We start from the raw sequence: 16,023 nt of genomic DNA, 5'->3' as shown, positions 1-16,023 counted from the left end.
CGCAGTCCTTGGGGTCTGGCCTGTGGATCGTGGTCAGCGTAAAGACGCTGGTCAGGGCGCACATCGGACGCGGAGGCCCAATCTCGGCGGCGCGATTTGTCCGGCGTGGACAGGGGTGGGTGCCTCCTTCGGCCCTGTTGACACCCGCGACGAGGGCCGTGGAGTATGCCGGGTTATGTCAGCTGGATCACATTCGACCGGGGTATCCGCGCCGGTCCAGGCCGAGCGCACGCGGATCGTCGGCAGCGTCTTCGAGCACGCGCACGACATCGCCGACGCGGGCATGTCCGCGATCCTGGCGCAGGTCCCCGGGTACGCGGCGCGGGACACGAGCTTCCACGCCGACGTACACGATCAGCTGACCCGGCTGTGCCGGACCGGACTCGGCGCGCTGCTCGACAAGCGGCGGGTCACCGTCGACGACATCGGCTACGCGCGACGGGCCGCGGCGCGCCGCGCGCAGTCCGGGCTGACGCTGGTCGACTACATCTCCGCGTTCCGGCTCGGGCAGCAGGCGATTTGGAAATCGCTGCTCGCCCACGCGGGAGACTCGGAGGCCGGGCGCGACGCGGCGCTGTCGATGGTCGTGCCGTTGACCCGCTACTGCGACCTGATCAGCACCCAGGCGGCCAACGCCTATCTGGAATTCCAGCAGTACCTGTCCGCCGAGGCCGGGCGCGACAGCCGAGAACTGGTGGAGGGTCTGCTGGACGGTGCCTTGCCCGACCGCGGGCCGCAGGTGGCCATGGCCCACGCGCACGGCATCGGCACCGAGCGGGCGACGCCCATGGTGGCGGTGACGGCGGTCGTGTTGCGCACGGCCCATCGCGGTGAGCCGGGTAGTTCCGAAGCGGAGGCCAGGCACATCGCGTCGGCGGCGCTCGCGCGCACCGGCGTCAACGGATTGCGCACGTTGTCGGTGGTGCGCGGATCGGAGATCGTCGCGCTGCCCGCGCTCGGTCGCAACGGGTCCGCCGACGAACTGTGCGCGCTGTTGCGGCGCACCCGCGACAAGCTGCACGCCGAAGGCATCACCCTCGGCATCGGCGTCAGCACGGTGTTCACCGAGATCGCCCAGTTCCCGCGGTCTTATCAGCAGGCGCGTTCGGCGTTGGATCTGCTGCCCGAGGACGGTGGCGTGCTCGCCCTTCCACACCTCTCGCCGTTCCGCTACCTCATGCTGCGCGCCGACGACACCGTCCGCCAGCTGGTGGATCCGCGGATCGCCGCCGCGCTGGCCGAGGATCGGCTGCGCGGCGGAATGCTCGCCGACACCATTCGCGCCTTCGCGGGCGCCGACATGAATCTGCGCGAGGCCGCGGACGGCCTCCGCATCCACCACAACACGGCCAAGTACCGGCTGCGCCGTATCCAGGAACTCACCGGCCGCAATGTCCGCAGCGTCAACGACCTCGTCGAATTGCTCGTCGCCATCGAGCTGCACGCCGCGTCGAAGTAGCCGCGAAACCAGAAACTTGCACCGCTAGTTTGGCTGATCTACGGTTGGCGAAAAACTTGCGACGTTAGTTTTGGAGGTGGCATGAACGCCACGCTGTCGTTGGCGAGCATCCTGGCCGAGCAGGCGCGCCGCCGCCCGGACCGGATCGCGCTGATCGAGGGTGCGCAGCGCATCACGTTCGCCGAGTTGTGGTCGCAGGCCCGGGAACAGGCGGCCGCGCTGATCGAACTCGGTGTGCGCCCCGGCGACCGCGTGGCGCTGATGTGCCCCAACACCGCCGAGTTCCCGCGCGCCTACTATGCGATCCTCGCTGCGGGCGCCGCGGTGATTCCAGTGCACCTGCTGCTGACGGCGAACGAGGCCGAGCACGTCCTGCGCGACAGTGGAGCGACGTTGCTGGTGTGTCACGAGCAGTTCGCCGAGGTCGGCAAGGCCGCGGCGGGCGCGGTCGGAATCGGCTGTCACGACCCGAACACCCTTGTGGCGGAACCGATTCGGTCGTTCGTCTCCCGAGCGCCCGGCGACACCGCCGTGATCTTCTACACCAGCGGCACCACGGGCAAGCCGAAGGGCGCCGAGCTCAGCCACTTGAACATGGTCATGAACGCGACGGTGAACGCCTTCGACGCCAACGACGTGCGCAGCGACGACGTCGCCCTCGGCGCGCTGCCGCTGTTCCACATCTTCGGCCAGACCGTCTCCATGAATTCCACCTGGCGCGCGGGCGCGACGCTGGTGTTGCAGCCGCGCTTCGACCCCGACGAGGCCATTCGCCTGATGCACGCCGAGGGCGTCAACACCTTCCACGGCGTGCCGACGATGTACGTCCGGCTCATCACCGCGGCGACGAAACTCGGTGCGCCGCAATTGCGTTTGTGCATCTCCGGTGGAGCGTCGTTGCCGCAGCCGGTGCTGGAGACCTTCCACGAGCTGTTCGGCACCTCGATCCTGGAGGGTTACGGACTCTCCGAGACCTCGCCGACCGCCGCGGTGAACCAGCCGGACTTCGGGCCGAAGGCGGGCACCGTCGGGCACGCGGTGTGGGGCGTCGAGGTCGAGATCGCCGACCCTGGCATCGCGGACGAGATCGTCCTGCTGCCGTCCGGCGAACTCGGCGAGATCGTGATCCGCGGGCACAACGTGTTCAACGGATACATCGGCAATCCGGCCGCCACCGCCGCCGCCGTCGTGCAGGGCTGGTTCCGGACGGGTGATCTCGGTGTGCGGGACGCCGACGGCTACGTGAACATCGCCGACCGGATCAAGGACATGATCATTCGCGGAGGGTTCAACGTGTACCCGAGCGAGGTGGAAGAGACGCTGCTGTACCACCCCGCCATCGACGCGGTCGCGGTGATCGGCCTGCCCGACGAGACCTACGGCGAGGAGATCTGCGCGGTCGTCGTCGCCGGAGCCCCGCTGACCGCCGACCAGGTCATCGCGTTCGGCCGCAAGCGCCTGGCCAAGCACAAGTACCCGCGCCGCGTGGAGTTCGTCGACCAGCTGCCGCTCGGCCCGAGCCACAAGGTTCTCAAGCGCGAACTCGTGCGCCACTACAGCTGAGCACGCCGTGTTCCGGCCCATCCGAAGGCATGTTCGACGCCCGTGAGGGTAGCCGAAAGTTGACTGGACGATCTGGCCGGAGAGGAGGTGTTCGCGATGATGGATATGTTCTCGCAGATGATCGGGATGCTGCGCGAGTGGTGGAGCAGCATGTTCCCCGGCATGCCGATGATGATGTGACGCGCGGGGTCGACGGTCGAACCGCAGGGGGACACAGGGGGATTTCCGGGCTGGGACTCCGGATCGCGCGCAGGTGGGAACGGTCCTTTGCCGCAAATGGTGAAGTCGATCGGCTGCCGGCCTATGCTTGGAGCACAACATTGGATGGCGGCCGGGGCCGCGGATCGTGGCTACGATCCAGCGACGCCGAGAGCCGAAAGACAGGACCGGCCGCAGGCTGAGATCTTCAGACGAGCACAGTCCCACGCGGTTCTCGGGCGAATCGCACCGACCATGGTGGCGCCGTTCAACGGTGCCGTTCGGCCGATGGGTGGGACACCATCCCGTTGGGAGGTTCTGCGATGTCGACGAAAATCGTTGTGCGGTCCGGTGTCGGGCGAGTTCACCGCTATATGTACGACAAGCGGCGGCCAGGGGGACGATCGGTAGCCATGCGCGGCAGTTGCGTGGTGATGGCGGTGGACGGCGAACTGGATCTCGCCGGACTGCCCGAGCTGTGCGCTGCGCTGGACTCCATACCCGAGCACGGCTGTCGCGCCGTGATCGTCGATTTCCGTACCACCCGTTTCGTCGGGATTCGAGCCGCCATCGCACTGGGGGAATTCAAGAGGAAGCTCGCGGAACGGGGGGTCGATCTGCGGCTTGTGTCGGGACATGCCGAGATCGACCGAGTGCTCGACGTGGTGGGAGTGCGGGCGCTGTTCTGTTACTACGCCAACCTGGACGAGGCGCTCGGGCGGTGAGCCGCCGACTTCGCGCTTCGTTTTCTGGAGGGCGACACTTCGTTCTCTGTGTTGTGGGGTTCGATCGGGTGTTGCCACGCTAATACCTCCGTGGTCGTGCGCGTCGTCGGCTGCGTCCATCGCCGACGTCCGAAGGAGCCACCATGCTCGAAACGAGCCCCTGCGACCAGGCTGGTGACCCGCCGCCCGCCGCGCAGGCGACCGCCGACATCCGGAATCCGCACACGGTGGCGCGCGAACTGGCCGAGGCGCTACCGCACAACGTGCTCGTCGGACTGACGGTCCGCGTGGGTGACGAGTTCGCGGTGCGCGCGTGGTCCTCACCGCGGGCGAAACTGGCCGAAGAATCCCAGCTCATCAGCGATGCCGCGCCGAACAGGACGGCGCTGAACGAGGACGTCGCCGTCACCGTCGCCGATCTGGACGGCGAGACCCGCTGGAGCGACTGCCGGGCGCAGCTGCGCCTGCTCGGCGTGCGCTCGCTGCACTGCCGCGGTATGCGCGCGGCGAACGGCACGACCGCTGTGCTGGCCGTCTACGCCGAGCGCCCGCACGTCTTGGACGCGAGCCTCGACCCCGCCGTCGCGGCGGCCTGCCACCAGATCGTCGCGATGATGGACGGCCGGTAGCCGGTCAGTCGTGCAACGTCGCCCGCGGGGCGACGCCGTAGGTCTGGCGATAGCTGCTCGCGAACCGGCCGGGATGGGCGAAACCCCAAGCCGCGGCGACACCGGTGACGGTGTGGCCGTCGTCGGGGGAGGCCGCGGCCAACTGCTCGTGCGCGCCGGCCAGGCGCACCTTCCTCAGATAGCCCATCGGCGTCGTGTCCAGGTGCCTGCGGAACGCGAGCTGGACGGCTCGAATGGTGACGTGGGCGCCCGCCGCGATGTCGGCGACGCTGATCGGCTCGGTGGCGTGCGCCTCGATATAGGCGATGGCGCGGCGGAGAGTGTCCGGGTGGGCGTCCCTGCGGTCGACGGACGTCGGTTCGGGCGTCGCGGTATTCGGGAAGGCCCGTAGCACGCTCGCCGCGAGACACTGCTCCGCCGAGGCGGCGATCAGCGACGATGCCCGCGCCTCCGGTACCGCGAGGACGTGCTCGCGCAGCCACCGGATCACCTGGCGTAACTCGGCGACCGCGGTGTCCGACACCGGTCGGTGGTGGGTCAACCTGACCGGCTCGGCGCTCCGGCCCGGCGCCTCCGAAGCCACCTGGGTGAGCAGGCGCGGATCGAACATGGTCAGCTGATAGCGCGCGCTGCGCACCACGCCGGAATACGGTTCGTCCGGCAGCGCGATCTGCGTGAGATCGCCGGGAAGGAAGGTGTCCGTCGAGCCGTCGGCGAAGGATTCCTCGATGGCGCCGGTCCGCATGTCGCACAGGCACACCCGGCCGAGCGGATCGGCGCGGTAGGCCATGTCGAATTCCAGATCCAGCTGGTCGACGCTGACGGTGCCCATCACCTCGCGCGAGACTTGCGCGCGCGTCCGCTCGTGACTGCTGCCGATCCGCATCTTCGTGTAGGCCGAGTTCAGCATGGCCTCGGTCGCACCGAGATCCTCGCTGTCGAAGACGAATGTGTCCATGCTTCCCGCCTCGGCCGGGCCCGCTGCGGGCGATTGCATCGGATGGGCCGTCCACGGCGGCTCGGTACGCGAACGTGCCGGGACGGAGACCACCACAGTAGTCCGATTCTGGTGCGGCCGTGCCGGAAGCGCGGCCGAATCACCGGGGCGAACCGGCCGCCCGTCAGGGTTGCGGGTTGTCCGGCGGTGCCGGACGCGGGAGGTCGGGGCGAGCGGTCAGGGCTTCGTCGTCGTCGGCAAGCGGTTCGGGATCGCGCCATTCTTCGGCGCGGCTCGACAGGTTGCCCTGCAACGCGCCGTGCAGCTCGTGCGCGAGTTGGTCGTCGCGCTTGGGCCCGTGCTTGCTGTTTCCGCGTTCCATCGTGTCCTCCTTTCGCGTGATCAGCGGTGCCGAGGCGATGCTTCGGCACTCTCGTTCTCCGTGGCGAATACCCGGAGCCGCATCGCCGCTTCGGTCTGTGTGACGGCGAAGGCGGAAGCCGCACCGGCGCGGACGAATTCGGCCGCGGAGGCGACCGCGTACCGCACCGATTTCTCCGTACCGGCTCCGTCGGCCATCGCGACGGTGGCTGCCGAGGCGAACCGGTCGCCCGCCCCGCAGGTGTCCGCGTTCGCCGCCGCGCGGCGCTCGACCGGAACCGGGACGGGCACGCTGTCGGGCCGTCCATGGCAGTACAACACCGCGCCGTCCGCGCCGAGTGTCACCGCGACGGCCCTGGCCGCCCACCGATCGGTCAGCGTCCGCGCGCGGCCGCCGAATTCCGTGCCGCCGGGCGCGAATCGTTCGGCCTCGTCCCGGTTCGGCGTGACCAGGGCGGCGCCGCGCACCGGCTCCGGACCTCGGGGATGCGGGTCCCAGACCACCGGCGCCTCGCGGGCCCGCGCCTCGACGAGGGCGCGGATCTCCGGGTGCGCCGCTGCGCCGCGGCCGTAGTCGGCGATCAGCACGGCACGGGCCGATCCGATGGCGGTCCGCACATCGTCGTCGAGGGGCTCGTCGGTGACGCGCCCGTCCCCGGAGTCGAGCCGGGTGATCGGAGCGGGGACGCCGTCCACGCTCGGCCCCGCGCACGGGCCCACCGCCCGCACGCGCTCCTTGCACACCGTGCTGCCCGCGAACGGCAAGCGAGCGAGACGAATCCCCTTGGGCAGCAACGCGCGCAGCCGTTCACCCGCCGAGTCGTCGGCGAAACCGGCGACGAGCACGACATCCTCGAGGTCGCTGGCGCCGAGTAGTGCGGCAAGTCCCGCCCCGCCGGGACGAAACGACCGCGCGGTCACGTCCACCACCGGGACCGGGGCATCCGGGCTGTGCCGGTCGGCGCGGCCGACCACCTCGATGTCGAGCAGCGCGTCGCCGACCACGACCAGCGGGGCTCCGGAGATCACGAATCCGCCTCGAGCGCGGCCTCCACCGCCGCGCACAGCGAATGCACCAGCACCAAGTGCATTTCCTGCACGGTGGCGACGGTGTCGGCTTCGATCGGTATCGCGTCGTCGCACAGCGCGGCGAGCGTGTTGGGCGAGGGTCCGGTCATCGCCCAGGTCGCCAGGCCGATCTCGTGTCCGGCCTTGGCAGCCGCGATGACGTTGGCGCTCGAGCCGCTGGTGGACATGGCGATCAAGACGTCGCCGGGGCGGCCGTGGGCGCGCAGTTGCCTGGCGAACATCTCGTCGGGTCCGTAGTCGTTGAGTATCGCGGTGAGACTGGAGGTTTCGGCGTGCAGCGAGATGGCAGACAGCGGTCGGCGGTCGTCGCGGAACCGGCCGGTCAGCTCGGCGGTCAGGTGTTGCGCCTCCGCGGCGCTGCCGCCGTTGCCGCACGCGAACAAGCGCCCGCCGCGGTCGTAGACGGCGGCGAGCTGCTCGCCCCAGGCCAGCACCCGCGCGACCGCGGGCCGAAGATTGCGACCGAGGGCCGCGACGAGCGCGTCGAAGTGCTCCTCCAGTTCCACCGTAACCGGGCTGTTCTGCCGATACTCTGCGCTGCTCACGACGGCCCCTTCCTTATCCGTGCACGCCCACCAGGACGAAGGTGATCGCGGCGGCGAGAGTTTCCGCAGGGTATGGCGGTTTCGACGCCCACCTTGTCTCGGTGATGCCCAGACCGACCACTTCGAAACAGTCCGGGAGGATCGCCGGTCGGGTCGTTCGCGGTGTGCTTGCTCCCAGCGGCGGATCTTCGTCAGGCGGTGCGTTCGGCGAGGTCGTCCCTGCCGAGCACGGTGCGCTCGATGGCTGCCAGCTTCACCACGGCCGCGACGACGGCGTCGTCGGCGATGCCGTCCAGGCACGGATGGCCGGGCACCGGGCAGACCCTGGCGCGTGAGTCCGCACAAGGGGCTGTCTGGTCGCCGAGCACGATCGACGGCACGCCGTGCGGCGCCCAGCGCGGCGCCGGAACCACGGGAGCGAACAGCGAGACGACCGGTGTGCCCACGGCCGCCGCCAGATGCGCGGCCCCGGTGTTGGGCGCGACGACCACGCGGGCGTCGCGCAGCACCGCGGCCAGCATCGGTAGATCGGTCGCACCGCCCAAGTCCTCGGCGACCTCGCCCGCGACGGTCGCGGTCAGTTCCCGTTCCTCTGGTCCGCCCGTGACGAGCACCCGATGTCCCGCGCGGCGCAGCGCCGCGACGATCGACGCCGACCGGCGCGCCGACGGCCGCCGCGCACGGACCGCCGCGCCCGGATGGACGACCACGTAGCCGGGCTCGCCCGTCAGAGTGCGTGCGTCCGGCAGGTCGGCACGGATCCGCAACGACGTGTCGGCGGCCGGATAACCAGCCGCCCGAGCCAGGGATACGGCCCGGACCGGTTCGGGCAAATCCTCGTCCGGCCGGTGCCGCACGTCCAGCAGCGAGCCCGGATAGTCGGTGCTGATCGCGCAGATCCGGCCGACGCCCGCGGTGCGCAGCACCAGCGCGAGCGGCAGCGGCGACTGGTGGAACGAGGTGAAGATCAGCGCCTCGTCCACGGCGAGTGCCGCGATCGAGGAGCGAAGGCGCTCGATCGCGGTCGCGGTCACCGGCGGCGGATCGAAATCCACCCAGCCAGCATGGAATTCGAGCACCCGGTCCACGCCGGGCAGCAGTTCGGCGGCCGCCCGTCCGCGCGGCCCGGCCAGGAACGTCACCCGCTCCGCCCGTGCCGCGACGGCCCGGACGGCGGGGCCGGTGACGAGCACGTCGCCGACGCTGTCGAGCCGGGCCGCCAGTACATGCCCCGTCATGTTCGCACCGGAGCGCTCACGGCCACGACCGCTCCGTCGAATGGCACACGACCATCTCCCTGAGCTCGCAGCCGGGTGGCTGCGACATGGCGAACACCACGGCCGCGGCGACGTCCTCTGGCTTGTTGAGCTGGATGTCCGGCGGCGGAGCGTATTGGGCGGGCCTGCCGTCGAAGAAGGCGGTGTGCATGCCGCCGGGTATCAGCAGGGTGACGCCGACTTCGCCCGCGGTCTCGGCGGCCAGCGCCCTGGTCAGGCCGACCACGCCGAATTTCGAAGCGCAGTAGGCGGTCGCGTCGGGCAGCGCCTTGAGCCCGAGGGTGGAGGCGCAGGTGACGATGGTGCCGCGACTGGCACGCAACGCGGGCAGCGCGGCGCGGATGATCGCGGCGGTGCCGAGCAAGTTGACCCGCACCACGCGCTCCCACTGCTCGACCGCGACCTCGTCCAGCTTGCCGCACGCATCGGTGCCCGCGGCGGTGAACACAGCGTCCAGCCGCCCGCCCGTGCGCGCGACCAACGTCCGCACCGCGCGCTCGGCGTCCTCGGTGTACGCCAGATCCGCGTACTCCCAAGCGACGTCGGTTTCGGGTTTGTCACGGTCGATGACGAGGGCGACGCCGCCCGCGGCGCGTACTGCGTCGACGGTCGCGGCGCCGAGTCCGGACGCGCCGCCGGTGATCAGGACGGTGCCGAGTTCGTTCTTCGTCGGTTGATTCACCAGGGGTCCCTTCGGATGTCGATGACGGAGATCAACCGGCGGCCGCGAGCGTCGCGGTCGCCGCTTCGGGGATGACGCGGTGGTACACGGTCAGCGTCTCGTCGGCGACGCGATCCCAGGAGTATCGGCTGCGCGCCCGTTGATATCCGGCCACGCCCCAGGCGCGGCGCAACTCGTGGTCGGCCAGCAGCGGAGACAGCGCCCGCGCGACCGGGCCCGGCTCCGGCGGACCGACCAGGGTGCCGGTGACGCCGTCGACCACGGTGTCGAGCAGTCCGCCGACAGCGCTGGCCACCACCGGTTTGCCGCAGGCCATCGCCTCGAGCGGGACCATCCCGAACGGCTCGTACCAGGGCGTGCACACGACGACGTCCGCCGAACGCAGCAGCGCGGGCATGCTCTCGCGTGAGACCTGTCCGAGCAGGTGGACGCGCTCGGCGACGCCCGCGTCGACCGCGACCTGGCGCAGTCGCCGCGATTCCGCGCCGGTCGGGTCGTCGCCGTCGGCGGATCCGCCCGCGATCAGCAGTTCGGTGTCGGGCAGCTGGGCGAGCGCCTTGATGGTGGTGTCGAAACCTTTGCGCGGCACCAGTCTGCCCACCGACACCAGCCGGTGGCGGCCGTCACGCTCGTCGGCGGGGCCGTGCGGACCGAACCTGGCGAGGTCGACGCCGCACGGAACGACGGTGGCGCGCGCGTGCGGAAGTTCCATGCGGCTCAGCTCTTCGACTTCGTCGGTGCACGTGGCGATCACATGGTGGGCGCGAGTGGCGACCAGTCTTTCGAGCTTGAGGCGGGCGGGCGGGCTGGTGTCGGCCGCGCCCTGATACCGGCGCTTGACGGTGCCGAGCGCGTGGAAGGTCAGCACGACCGGGATGCGGAGTTCGCGGCTTGCCAGTTCGGCGGCGACGGCGGACATCCAGAAGTGCGCGTGCACCAGATCGGGCCGATTCACCGACCACTGCTCGCGCAGGAAGGTGGCGAATTCGCCGAGATGCGGCAAGATGTCGTCCTTCGGAATGGGTTTCGCCGGACCGGCGGGCACGTGCACGACCCGATAACCCGCGTCGGTGGTGATCGTGGTGTCGAGTGCCGGATCGTCGCGGCGGGTGTATACCGTGACGTCGTGGTCGCGTCGGGCGAACGCCGCCGCGAGCTCGCCGACGTGCACGTTCTGTCCGCCCGCGTCGACTCCGCCGAGCTGGGCGAGTGGACTGGCGTGCTCGGAAACCATGGCGATTCTCACGAGGTGCTCCCTTCCGTCGGCGCGAAGCGGAATGCTCGGCGTCGGGGCGCGGGCGAACTCGCTCGCCGCGCGCGGCGATGATCACGGTGGTGCCATGTGCGGCGCTTACCCGCTTTCCCTTCGGCCAATCGACGCGTCCTCGGAGCCGCCGGTCGGGGCGGGGCAGGCCGCCAGATGCGATCGTTCGAGGCCGTGTGCCCCGTTATCCGCGTGCGGACAACCCATCGCTCGGTGCGCGCGCACGGATTCGCTCGATCATCGCCGAGGTCGAGCGATCGGCGAGGTAGCCGAGCACCCTGACCTCGCCGCCGTAGGCCCGCACGATCGGTGACTCCGGCAGTGTCTCCGGCCGGTAGTCGCCGCCTTTGACGTATATGTCGGGTTCGGTCGCGCGCAGCAGCTCGAGCGGGGTGTCCTCGTCGAAGAGCGTCACGTGATCGACGCAGCCGAGGGCGGCGAGCACCGCGCAGCGATCGCCTTCCGGGTTCACCGGGCGATCCGGACCCTTCAGCTCGCGGACGGTGCGGTCGGAGTTGACCGCCACCACCAGCACGTCGCCCAGGCGCTTGGCCTCGTCGAGGTAGGCGATGTGCCCTGCGTGCAGGACGTCGAAACAGCCGTTGGTGAACACGACTCGCGCCCCGGCCGCGCGGTGGCGCCGGAGCGCCTCGATCAGCCGGTCGCGCGGCAAGATCGCCCCGCCGGTGTCGACGATCGTCGCGTCGACCCGGTCCGCGGCCGCGGGGCCGAGTCCGTCGTCGTTCATGCGTCCTCCCGCCCGGTCGGTGATCGCCTTCGTGATTCCACGCGCCGCGCACGTCAAACACCGAGCGTCGAGCGGACCGGCATACCGCCGACAATCTAAACGGTTCGAATTGAGAGATTAAGCGAGGTCGCTTAACGTCGATTCATGAACGACAGGTGTTTCACAGCAGCCCCGACGGTCGAACGCGGGACTCGGTATGAACTACGCTGATGGCCCCATCACCCAGATCGCCTGGGTGACCGACGATATCGAGAAGGCGGAACGCTTCTTCGTCACGCATTTCGGCGTGCGGAAATGGGCGCGTATCCCCGACGTCGAATTCGGCCCGGACGCCTGCGTCTATCGCGGCCGCCCCGCCGATTTCACCGCGCACATCGCGCTGTCGTACCTCGACGACATCCAGCTCGAATTGATCCAGCCGGTCCGCGGCGAGAGCATCTACGCGGAGTTCCTCGCCCGCCGCGGTCCGGGATTGCATCACGTGTGCTTCGAGCCGGACGATTTCGACGCCGCCGTCGCCGCGGCCGAACGCGACGGGCTCACGGTGGTGCAGCGTGGGGACATGGCCGCGGATATGCGTTTCGCCTATGTCGACGGCGCCTCGGAAGGCGTGCCGTTCATCGAGCTGGCCGAGATCGGCCCGACCATGCGGGCGTTCTTCGCCGAGGTGCGGCGCTCGGCGACCTGACTCAGAGTCGCCAGCCTTCGCGCACCGATCGGCGGCAGCGGGTCCGCTCGTCGCCCGCCGCGACGAACAGGGCGGTCAGCAAAGGAACTCCGTTCGAGAGCGTTTCGCGGGGAAGGGGGCCGGTGGCGACGAGGGAAGCGAGGCCGTGTCCGATGGTCCAGCTCTGGGTGGCCAGCTCCAGCGGATCGAGGCCGGACCGGAACCGGCCCGCGTCCTTGGCGCGGTGCACGGTGGTCACCACGCGGTCCAGCGTCTCGTCGGCGGCGGCCGAATCCTCGAGCTCGAAGCCCGCGTCGAACATCACCCGATAGAGGTCCGGATTCTCGATGGCGTTGCGCAGGTAGGCGGCACCGAGCGCCGCGAGATCGCGCACCGGATCGGCGGTCGCCGCCACCTCGGCGAGCCTGGCGGACAGCCGGGTGAAGCCCTCCTGCCGCAGGGCCCGCCACAGACCGTCCATGCCGTCGAAGTAGGTGTAGACGGCCATGGTCGACACACTCGTGCCCGCCACCAATCCGCGCAAGGTGACCGGCTCCCGCCTGCGCAGCATCAGCGCGGCGCGGTCGAGCAGCATCGAGCGCACGTGCGGATTCTTGGTGCGGGCCATGGCGCAACAATACATAGCATTGTTATGGTTTGGCTGACAGCCGCACGCGCGGAACCGACGAGGGAGGAGTGGCCATGGCCATCACGCTGGTCAACCCCGAGGGACTGCCCAAACCCGATGTGTACCGCCAGCTCTCGATCGCACAGGGCAGCAGGCTGGTGTTCCTCGCCGGGCAGGTGGCCCGCGACGCCGAGGGCAACAAGGTGGGGGAGGGGGATTTCGCCGCGCAGGTCGAGCAGGCGTATCTCAACGTGGGCACCGCGCTCGCCGAGATCGGCGGCTCGTTCGACGACGTCGCGAAGCTGACCATCTACGTGGTGGACTGGAACGAGGAGAAGTACCCGCTGCTCGGCGAAGGTGTGGCGCGCGCGGCCGCGAAGCTCGGCGTCGATCCGGTCAAGCCGATCACCCTGCTCGGTGTCGCCGCGTTGGGCGAGCCCGACCTGATGGTCGAGGTCGAGGCCACCGCAGTCCTCGACTGAGGCCTGGGCTCAAAGACGCTGCCCGTGAGCGGACTTCACCGCGTCCACGAGCATGGCGAGAGCATGCTCGATGGTCTGGTCGAGGACCCGATCGGGCCCGCCGTCGAACTGACGGTGCTCGGCACGGACCTCGCTCTCGGTGGCGACGGCGAACCAGACCGAGCCCGCCGGTTCGCCGTCCTGCGGATCGGGGCCGCCGACTCCGGTGACCGCGACGCCGGCGAAGGCGTCCATGAGCGTGCGGACGCCGGTCGCCATCGCCCGCGCGGCAGTCTCGGAGACCACCGGCACATCGGGTACGTCGAGCACCCTGCGCTTGATCTCCGGGCGGTAGGCGACCACACCGCCGCGGAACCAGGTGCCCGAGTCCGGCGCGGCGCCGAGCGAGGAAGACAGCCGGCCGCAGGTCAGCGATTCCGCGACCGCGAGGGTGATGTCACGGTCGAGCGCCAATTCGGCGAGCTCGGTGGCTCGCTCGTCTGCTTGCGTCACCGGTCTTCCTCCTCCGTCGGGTCCGTTTCGACGTTACCGGCGCACGCTCGCCTCGGCCATCGATCCGGTCGCTGTTTCGATCGCGGTGGATCGGGAAATCGGCGTGCACTGGCTGCTCGTAGGGGGCGGCTCGGACCCGGAGGTGATGCCGATGACGCCTGCACGGTCGGGAACGGCGAGCTGGTCGCGCGGGAGGGTGGCGTGGTTCGACGCACCGAAAGGGTTCGGTTTCATCGAACCCGCGTCGGATCCACGCGCATTGGTGTACGTGGACTATTCGAGTATCGAGATGGTCGGCTATCGCACCCTCGTGGAGGGGCAGCCGGTCGCGTTCATCCGATCGCGGGAGCGGCCCGAGGCCGTTGTCGTGCGTGTGCTGGCCGAGGGAGTCCGCAAGGGACGAGTGGCGGCCTGAACACGGTCGCGGGCGGGTCGGCGGTTGCCGCCGACCCGCCCGCGACCGTGTGCGATGTCCACTGCGGCAAGGAATGCGGAGCGACGTGGCCGACCCGGCGGCACGTCGGTATATCCGGTCGGGCAACTCGGCAGATCCGGTCGATCGCTTCGCGTCAGGGGCGGGCCGGTCCGCCGGACGTGGTCCTCGCCGTTGAGGTCCGTCGTCGCCGTTGACGATGCCGGTAGTGGACAGCCTGTCCTTGTCGTCGTGCCGGGCCGCTGACCAGGCCCTCATCCTGCGCCAGTTGCCGACATAGGGGTCATACCCCGTGCGCGGCAAACGAATCGCGCGCGAGGCACGTTGTCAATGCGCGCAGTCCGGCGGAGGGTCCGGTAGGTCCTCGGCGCGCCGGAAGCCGATCGCCATGGCGATCAGCAGATCCTGGGACTCCGCGGACAGATCGCAGGCGGCGCGGGTCAGCCTGCGCAGCTTCGCGTCGAGCAACTGTTCGACGATCCCGCGGTCGCCGGGGTGGTCGGCGCCGGATGTGCTCGCCAGCAAACCGACCGGGCAGGTGTCGAAGAAGTCGGCGAGCGCGCGCACCGTGCGGACGGTCGGCGGCGTGCGCGTGCCGTTGCGCAAGCGCGCGACATACCGTGGCGAGATGGGGTGACCCGCCGCGGTGAGCGCACGGGCCACCTCCGCGTTGCTGTAGCGCCGACGGAACCCCGGCGGTCGGGCGCTGTCGAACAGCCGGTTCAACCGCTCGGCGAACTCCGATGCCTCGCTGGCGGAGACGCGAGCCCGGTCGCTGATCTCGATGCGGCCAACCAACTCTGGATACCTCCGGTGAGTGTTCCTCCTGGTAGCGGCTGTGGCGCTCGGGATGGTACTCAGCGAAGACCGGTGCCCGGGGCCGACACGCCGCGCCGCCGGGCCCGTCCTGATCTCACCGCGGTGTGTGCTCTCAGCTCGGCGTCGGCGGCTCGCCGACCTTGCGGGTCGGGTCGATGACGGCGAACACCTCGCCCTGCTGCCCTTGCAGCACACCCATCCTGCCGAACGGACTGTCGTCGGGACCGGCCAGCACCGTGGCTCCGAGTTCGGCCGCTTTGGCCAGCGACGCGTCGGCGTCGTCCACCTGGAACCACACCAGCCAGTGCGGCGGCGCCTCGACCTGCCGGCCTTTCGTGTCGTCGTTGATGCCGCCGACGACTTCTCCGCCCGACGGGAGGGTGAAGGTCGCGTAGTCGAAGTTTTGGCCGTCGCCGATCTCCTGGTAGTCGTAGCCGAACACCGCCTCGTAGAACCGCTGCGCATCCCGGTAGCCGGGGGTATGCAGCTCGTTCCAGCAGTACGCGCCGTGCTCGTTGTAGATACGGGCGCCGGTGTGGGCCTTGGACTCCCACACGCCGAAGGCGGCCCCCGTCGGGTCGGTGGCGACGAACATGCGGCCGAACTCGAGCACGTCGAACGGCGGCATCATGACGGTGCCGCCCGCTGCGGTCACCTTCCGCGCCATCTCGTCCGCGCTGTCGGCGGCGAAGTAGGTCGTCCACACCGAGGGCATCGCCATGTTCTCCGGCTTGGGTCCGATGCCCGCCGCCGACGATCCCTTGCGCGAGGCCATCAGATAGCCGCCGGCTTCCGGCGGGGAGTCGTCGATCTCCCAGCCGAACAGCGCCGAGTAGAACTCACTGGCCCGGCCGGGGTCGTCGACCTGGCAGTCGACCCAGCACGGCGTGCCCTGCGGCCAAGCGGTGTCCCGAGTAGGCATATCCGTTCCTCCTACCTGATCGAAGATCGCGAGTGGATGTTCAGCATTGCCTTGGCAACCGTCGATCAACCACGGTAGACCTA

The 16,023-nt window shown here is 69.8% G+C and carries 19 protein-coding genes; 7 read left to right on the top strand and 12 right to left on the bottom strand.

All coding sequences use genetic code 11. The annotated features are described in order from the left end of the window. Nucleotides 1-175 precede the first annotated feature (175 nt). From ABZV58_RS27325 to ABZV58_RS27310, 4 genes are all read left to right on the top strand, one after another. A complete protein-coding gene (locus ABZV58_RS27325; protein ID WP_355003021.1) occupies nt 176-1,459 on the top strand; it encodes a helix-turn-helix domain-containing protein in 1,284 nt (427 codons plus the stop codon). Nucleotides 1,460-1,540: 81 nt separating this feature from the next. After that, entirely contained in the window at nt 1,541-3,022 is a 1,482-nt protein-coding gene (locus ABZV58_RS27320) for a long-chain fatty acid--CoA ligase (RefSeq protein ID WP_355003020.1), read from the top strand. A gap of 521 nt (nt 3,023-3,543) precedes the next feature. Continuing rightward, complete coding sequence (locus ABZV58_RS27315) at nt 3,544-3,945, top strand: STAS domain-containing protein (RefSeq protein ID WP_355003019.1); 402 nt, start codon at nt 3,544-3,546, stop codon at nt 3,943-3,945. Nucleotides 3,946-4,088: 143 nt separating this feature from the next. Continuing rightward, nucleotides 4,089-4,574, top strand: coding sequence for a hypothetical protein (locus ABZV58_RS27310; RefSeq protein WP_355003018.1), 486 nt, complete (start codon nt 4,089-4,091; stop codon nt 4,572-4,574). A 4-nt stretch (nt 4,575-4,578) separates the two neighbouring features. Here the strand turns inward: ABZV58_RS27310 and ABZV58_RS27305 are convergent, their stop codons facing one another. From ABZV58_RS27305 to rfaE2, 8 genes are all read right to left on the bottom strand, one after another. Beyond that, a complete protein-coding gene (locus ABZV58_RS27305) occupies nt 4,579-5,532 on the bottom strand; it encodes a helix-turn-helix transcriptional regulator (protein WP_355003017.1) in 954 nt (317 codons plus the stop codon). Between the two features lie 163 nt (nt 5,533-5,695). Beyond that, complete coding sequence (locus tag ABZV58_RS27300) at nt 5,696-5,893, bottom strand: hypothetical protein (protein WP_355003016.1); 198 nt, start codon at nt 5,891-5,893, stop codon at nt 5,696-5,698. Between the two features lie 20 nt (nt 5,894-5,913). Continuing rightward, nucleotides 5,914-6,921: a PfkB family carbohydrate kinase gene (locus ABZV58_RS27295; protein ID WP_355003015.1), complete on the bottom strand. Its 1,008-nt coding sequence runs from the start codon at nt 6,919-6,921 to the stop codon at nt 5,914-5,916. Then, nucleotides 6,918-7,481 carry an SIS domain-containing protein gene (locus tag ABZV58_RS27290; RefSeq protein ID WP_355003095.1) on the bottom strand — a complete coding sequence of 188 codons (564 nt, stop codon included), beginning with the start codon at nt 7,479-7,481 and terminating at the stop codon, nt 6,918-6,920. Before ABZV58_RS27290 ends, ABZV58_RS27295 begins: the two co-directional genes overlap by 4 nt. 236 nt (nt 7,482-7,717) lie before the next feature. Next, entirely contained in the window at nt 7,718-8,764 is a 1,047-nt protein-coding gene (locus ABZV58_RS27285) for a glycosyltransferase family 9 protein (RefSeq protein WP_355003014.1), read from the bottom strand. A 16-nt stretch (nt 8,765-8,780) separates the two neighbouring features. Next, nucleotides 8,781-9,485, bottom strand: coding sequence for an SDR family oxidoreductase (locus ABZV58_RS27280; protein ID WP_355003013.1), 705 nt, complete (start codon nt 9,483-9,485; stop codon nt 8,781-8,783). Between the two features lie 31 nt (nt 9,486-9,516). Further along, a complete protein-coding gene (locus ABZV58_RS27275; RefSeq protein WP_355003012.1) occupies nt 9,517-10,731 on the bottom strand; it encodes a glycosyltransferase in 1,215 nt (404 codons plus the stop codon). Nucleotides 10,732-10,933: 202 nt separating this feature from the next. Next, nucleotides 10,934-11,497 (bottom strand): D-glycero-beta-D-manno-heptose 1-phosphate adenylyltransferase, encoded by a 564-nt coding sequence (gene rfaE2 / locus ABZV58_RS27270; protein WP_355003011.1) that lies wholly within the window; start codon nt 11,495-11,497, stop codon nt 10,934-10,936. A 196-nt stretch (nt 11,498-11,693) separates the two neighbouring features. On the opposite strand from rfaE2, the gene ABZV58_RS27265 reads away from it, so the two are divergent. Further along, nucleotides 11,694-12,185, top strand: coding sequence for a VOC family protein (locus tag ABZV58_RS27265; RefSeq protein WP_355003010.1), 492 nt, complete (start codon nt 11,694-11,696; stop codon nt 12,183-12,185). A 1-nt stretch (nt 12,186) separates the two neighbouring features. Here ABZV58_RS27265 and ABZV58_RS27260 read toward each other — a convergent pair whose 3' ends face one another. Further along, the gene (locus tag ABZV58_RS27260) at nt 12,187-12,792 is read right to left on the bottom strand and encodes a TetR/AcrR family transcriptional regulator (protein ID WP_355003009.1); all 606 of its coding nucleotides are present in this window, start codon (nt 12,790-12,792) and stop codon (nt 12,187-12,189) included. Between the two features lie 74 nt (nt 12,793-12,866). Here ABZV58_RS27260 and ABZV58_RS27255 point away from each other — a divergent pair, with 74 nt between their 5' ends. Next, nucleotides 12,867-13,274, top strand: coding sequence for a RidA family protein (locus ABZV58_RS27255; protein ID WP_355003008.1), 408 nt, complete (start codon nt 12,867-12,869; stop codon nt 13,272-13,274). Nucleotides 13,275-13,283: 9 nt separating this feature from the next. On the opposite strand, the gene ABZV58_RS27250 is transcribed toward ABZV58_RS27255, so the two are convergent. Beyond that, nucleotides 13,284-13,766, bottom strand: coding sequence for a CinA family protein (locus ABZV58_RS27250; RefSeq protein WP_355003007.1), 483 nt, complete (start codon nt 13,764-13,766; stop codon nt 13,284-13,286). A gap of 151 nt (nt 13,767-13,917) precedes the next feature. Between ABZV58_RS27250 and ABZV58_RS27245 the strand changes: the two genes are divergently transcribed. Continuing rightward, nucleotides 13,918-14,181, top strand: a complete 264-nt coding sequence (locus tag ABZV58_RS27245) for a cold shock domain-containing protein (RefSeq protein WP_067779444.1) — start codon at nt 13,918-13,920, stop codon at nt 14,179-14,181. Nucleotides 14,182-14,526: 345 nt separating this feature from the next. Here ABZV58_RS27245 and ABZV58_RS27240 read toward each other — a convergent pair whose 3' ends face one another. Together ABZV58_RS27240 and ABZV58_RS27235 are read right to left on the bottom strand one after the other, a co-directional pair. Then, entirely contained in the window at nt 14,527-14,997 is a 471-nt protein-coding gene (locus tag ABZV58_RS27240; protein ID WP_355003006.1) for a transcriptional regulator, read from the bottom strand. A gap of 133 nt (nt 14,998-15,130) precedes the next feature. Continuing rightward, nucleotides 15,131-15,940, bottom strand: coding sequence for a VOC family protein (locus ABZV58_RS27235; RefSeq protein ID WP_355003005.1), 810 nt, complete (start codon nt 15,938-15,940; stop codon nt 15,131-15,133). Between the last annotated feature and the right edge of the window lie 83 nt (nt 15,941-16,023).

Source organism: Nocardia sp. NPDC004654, from assembly GCF_040609595.1.
Taxonomy (GTDB): Bacteria; Actinomycetota; Actinomycetes; order Mycobacteriales; family Mycobacteriaceae; genus Nocardia.
This window is presented reverse-complemented; position numbering and strand designations above follow the sequence as displayed.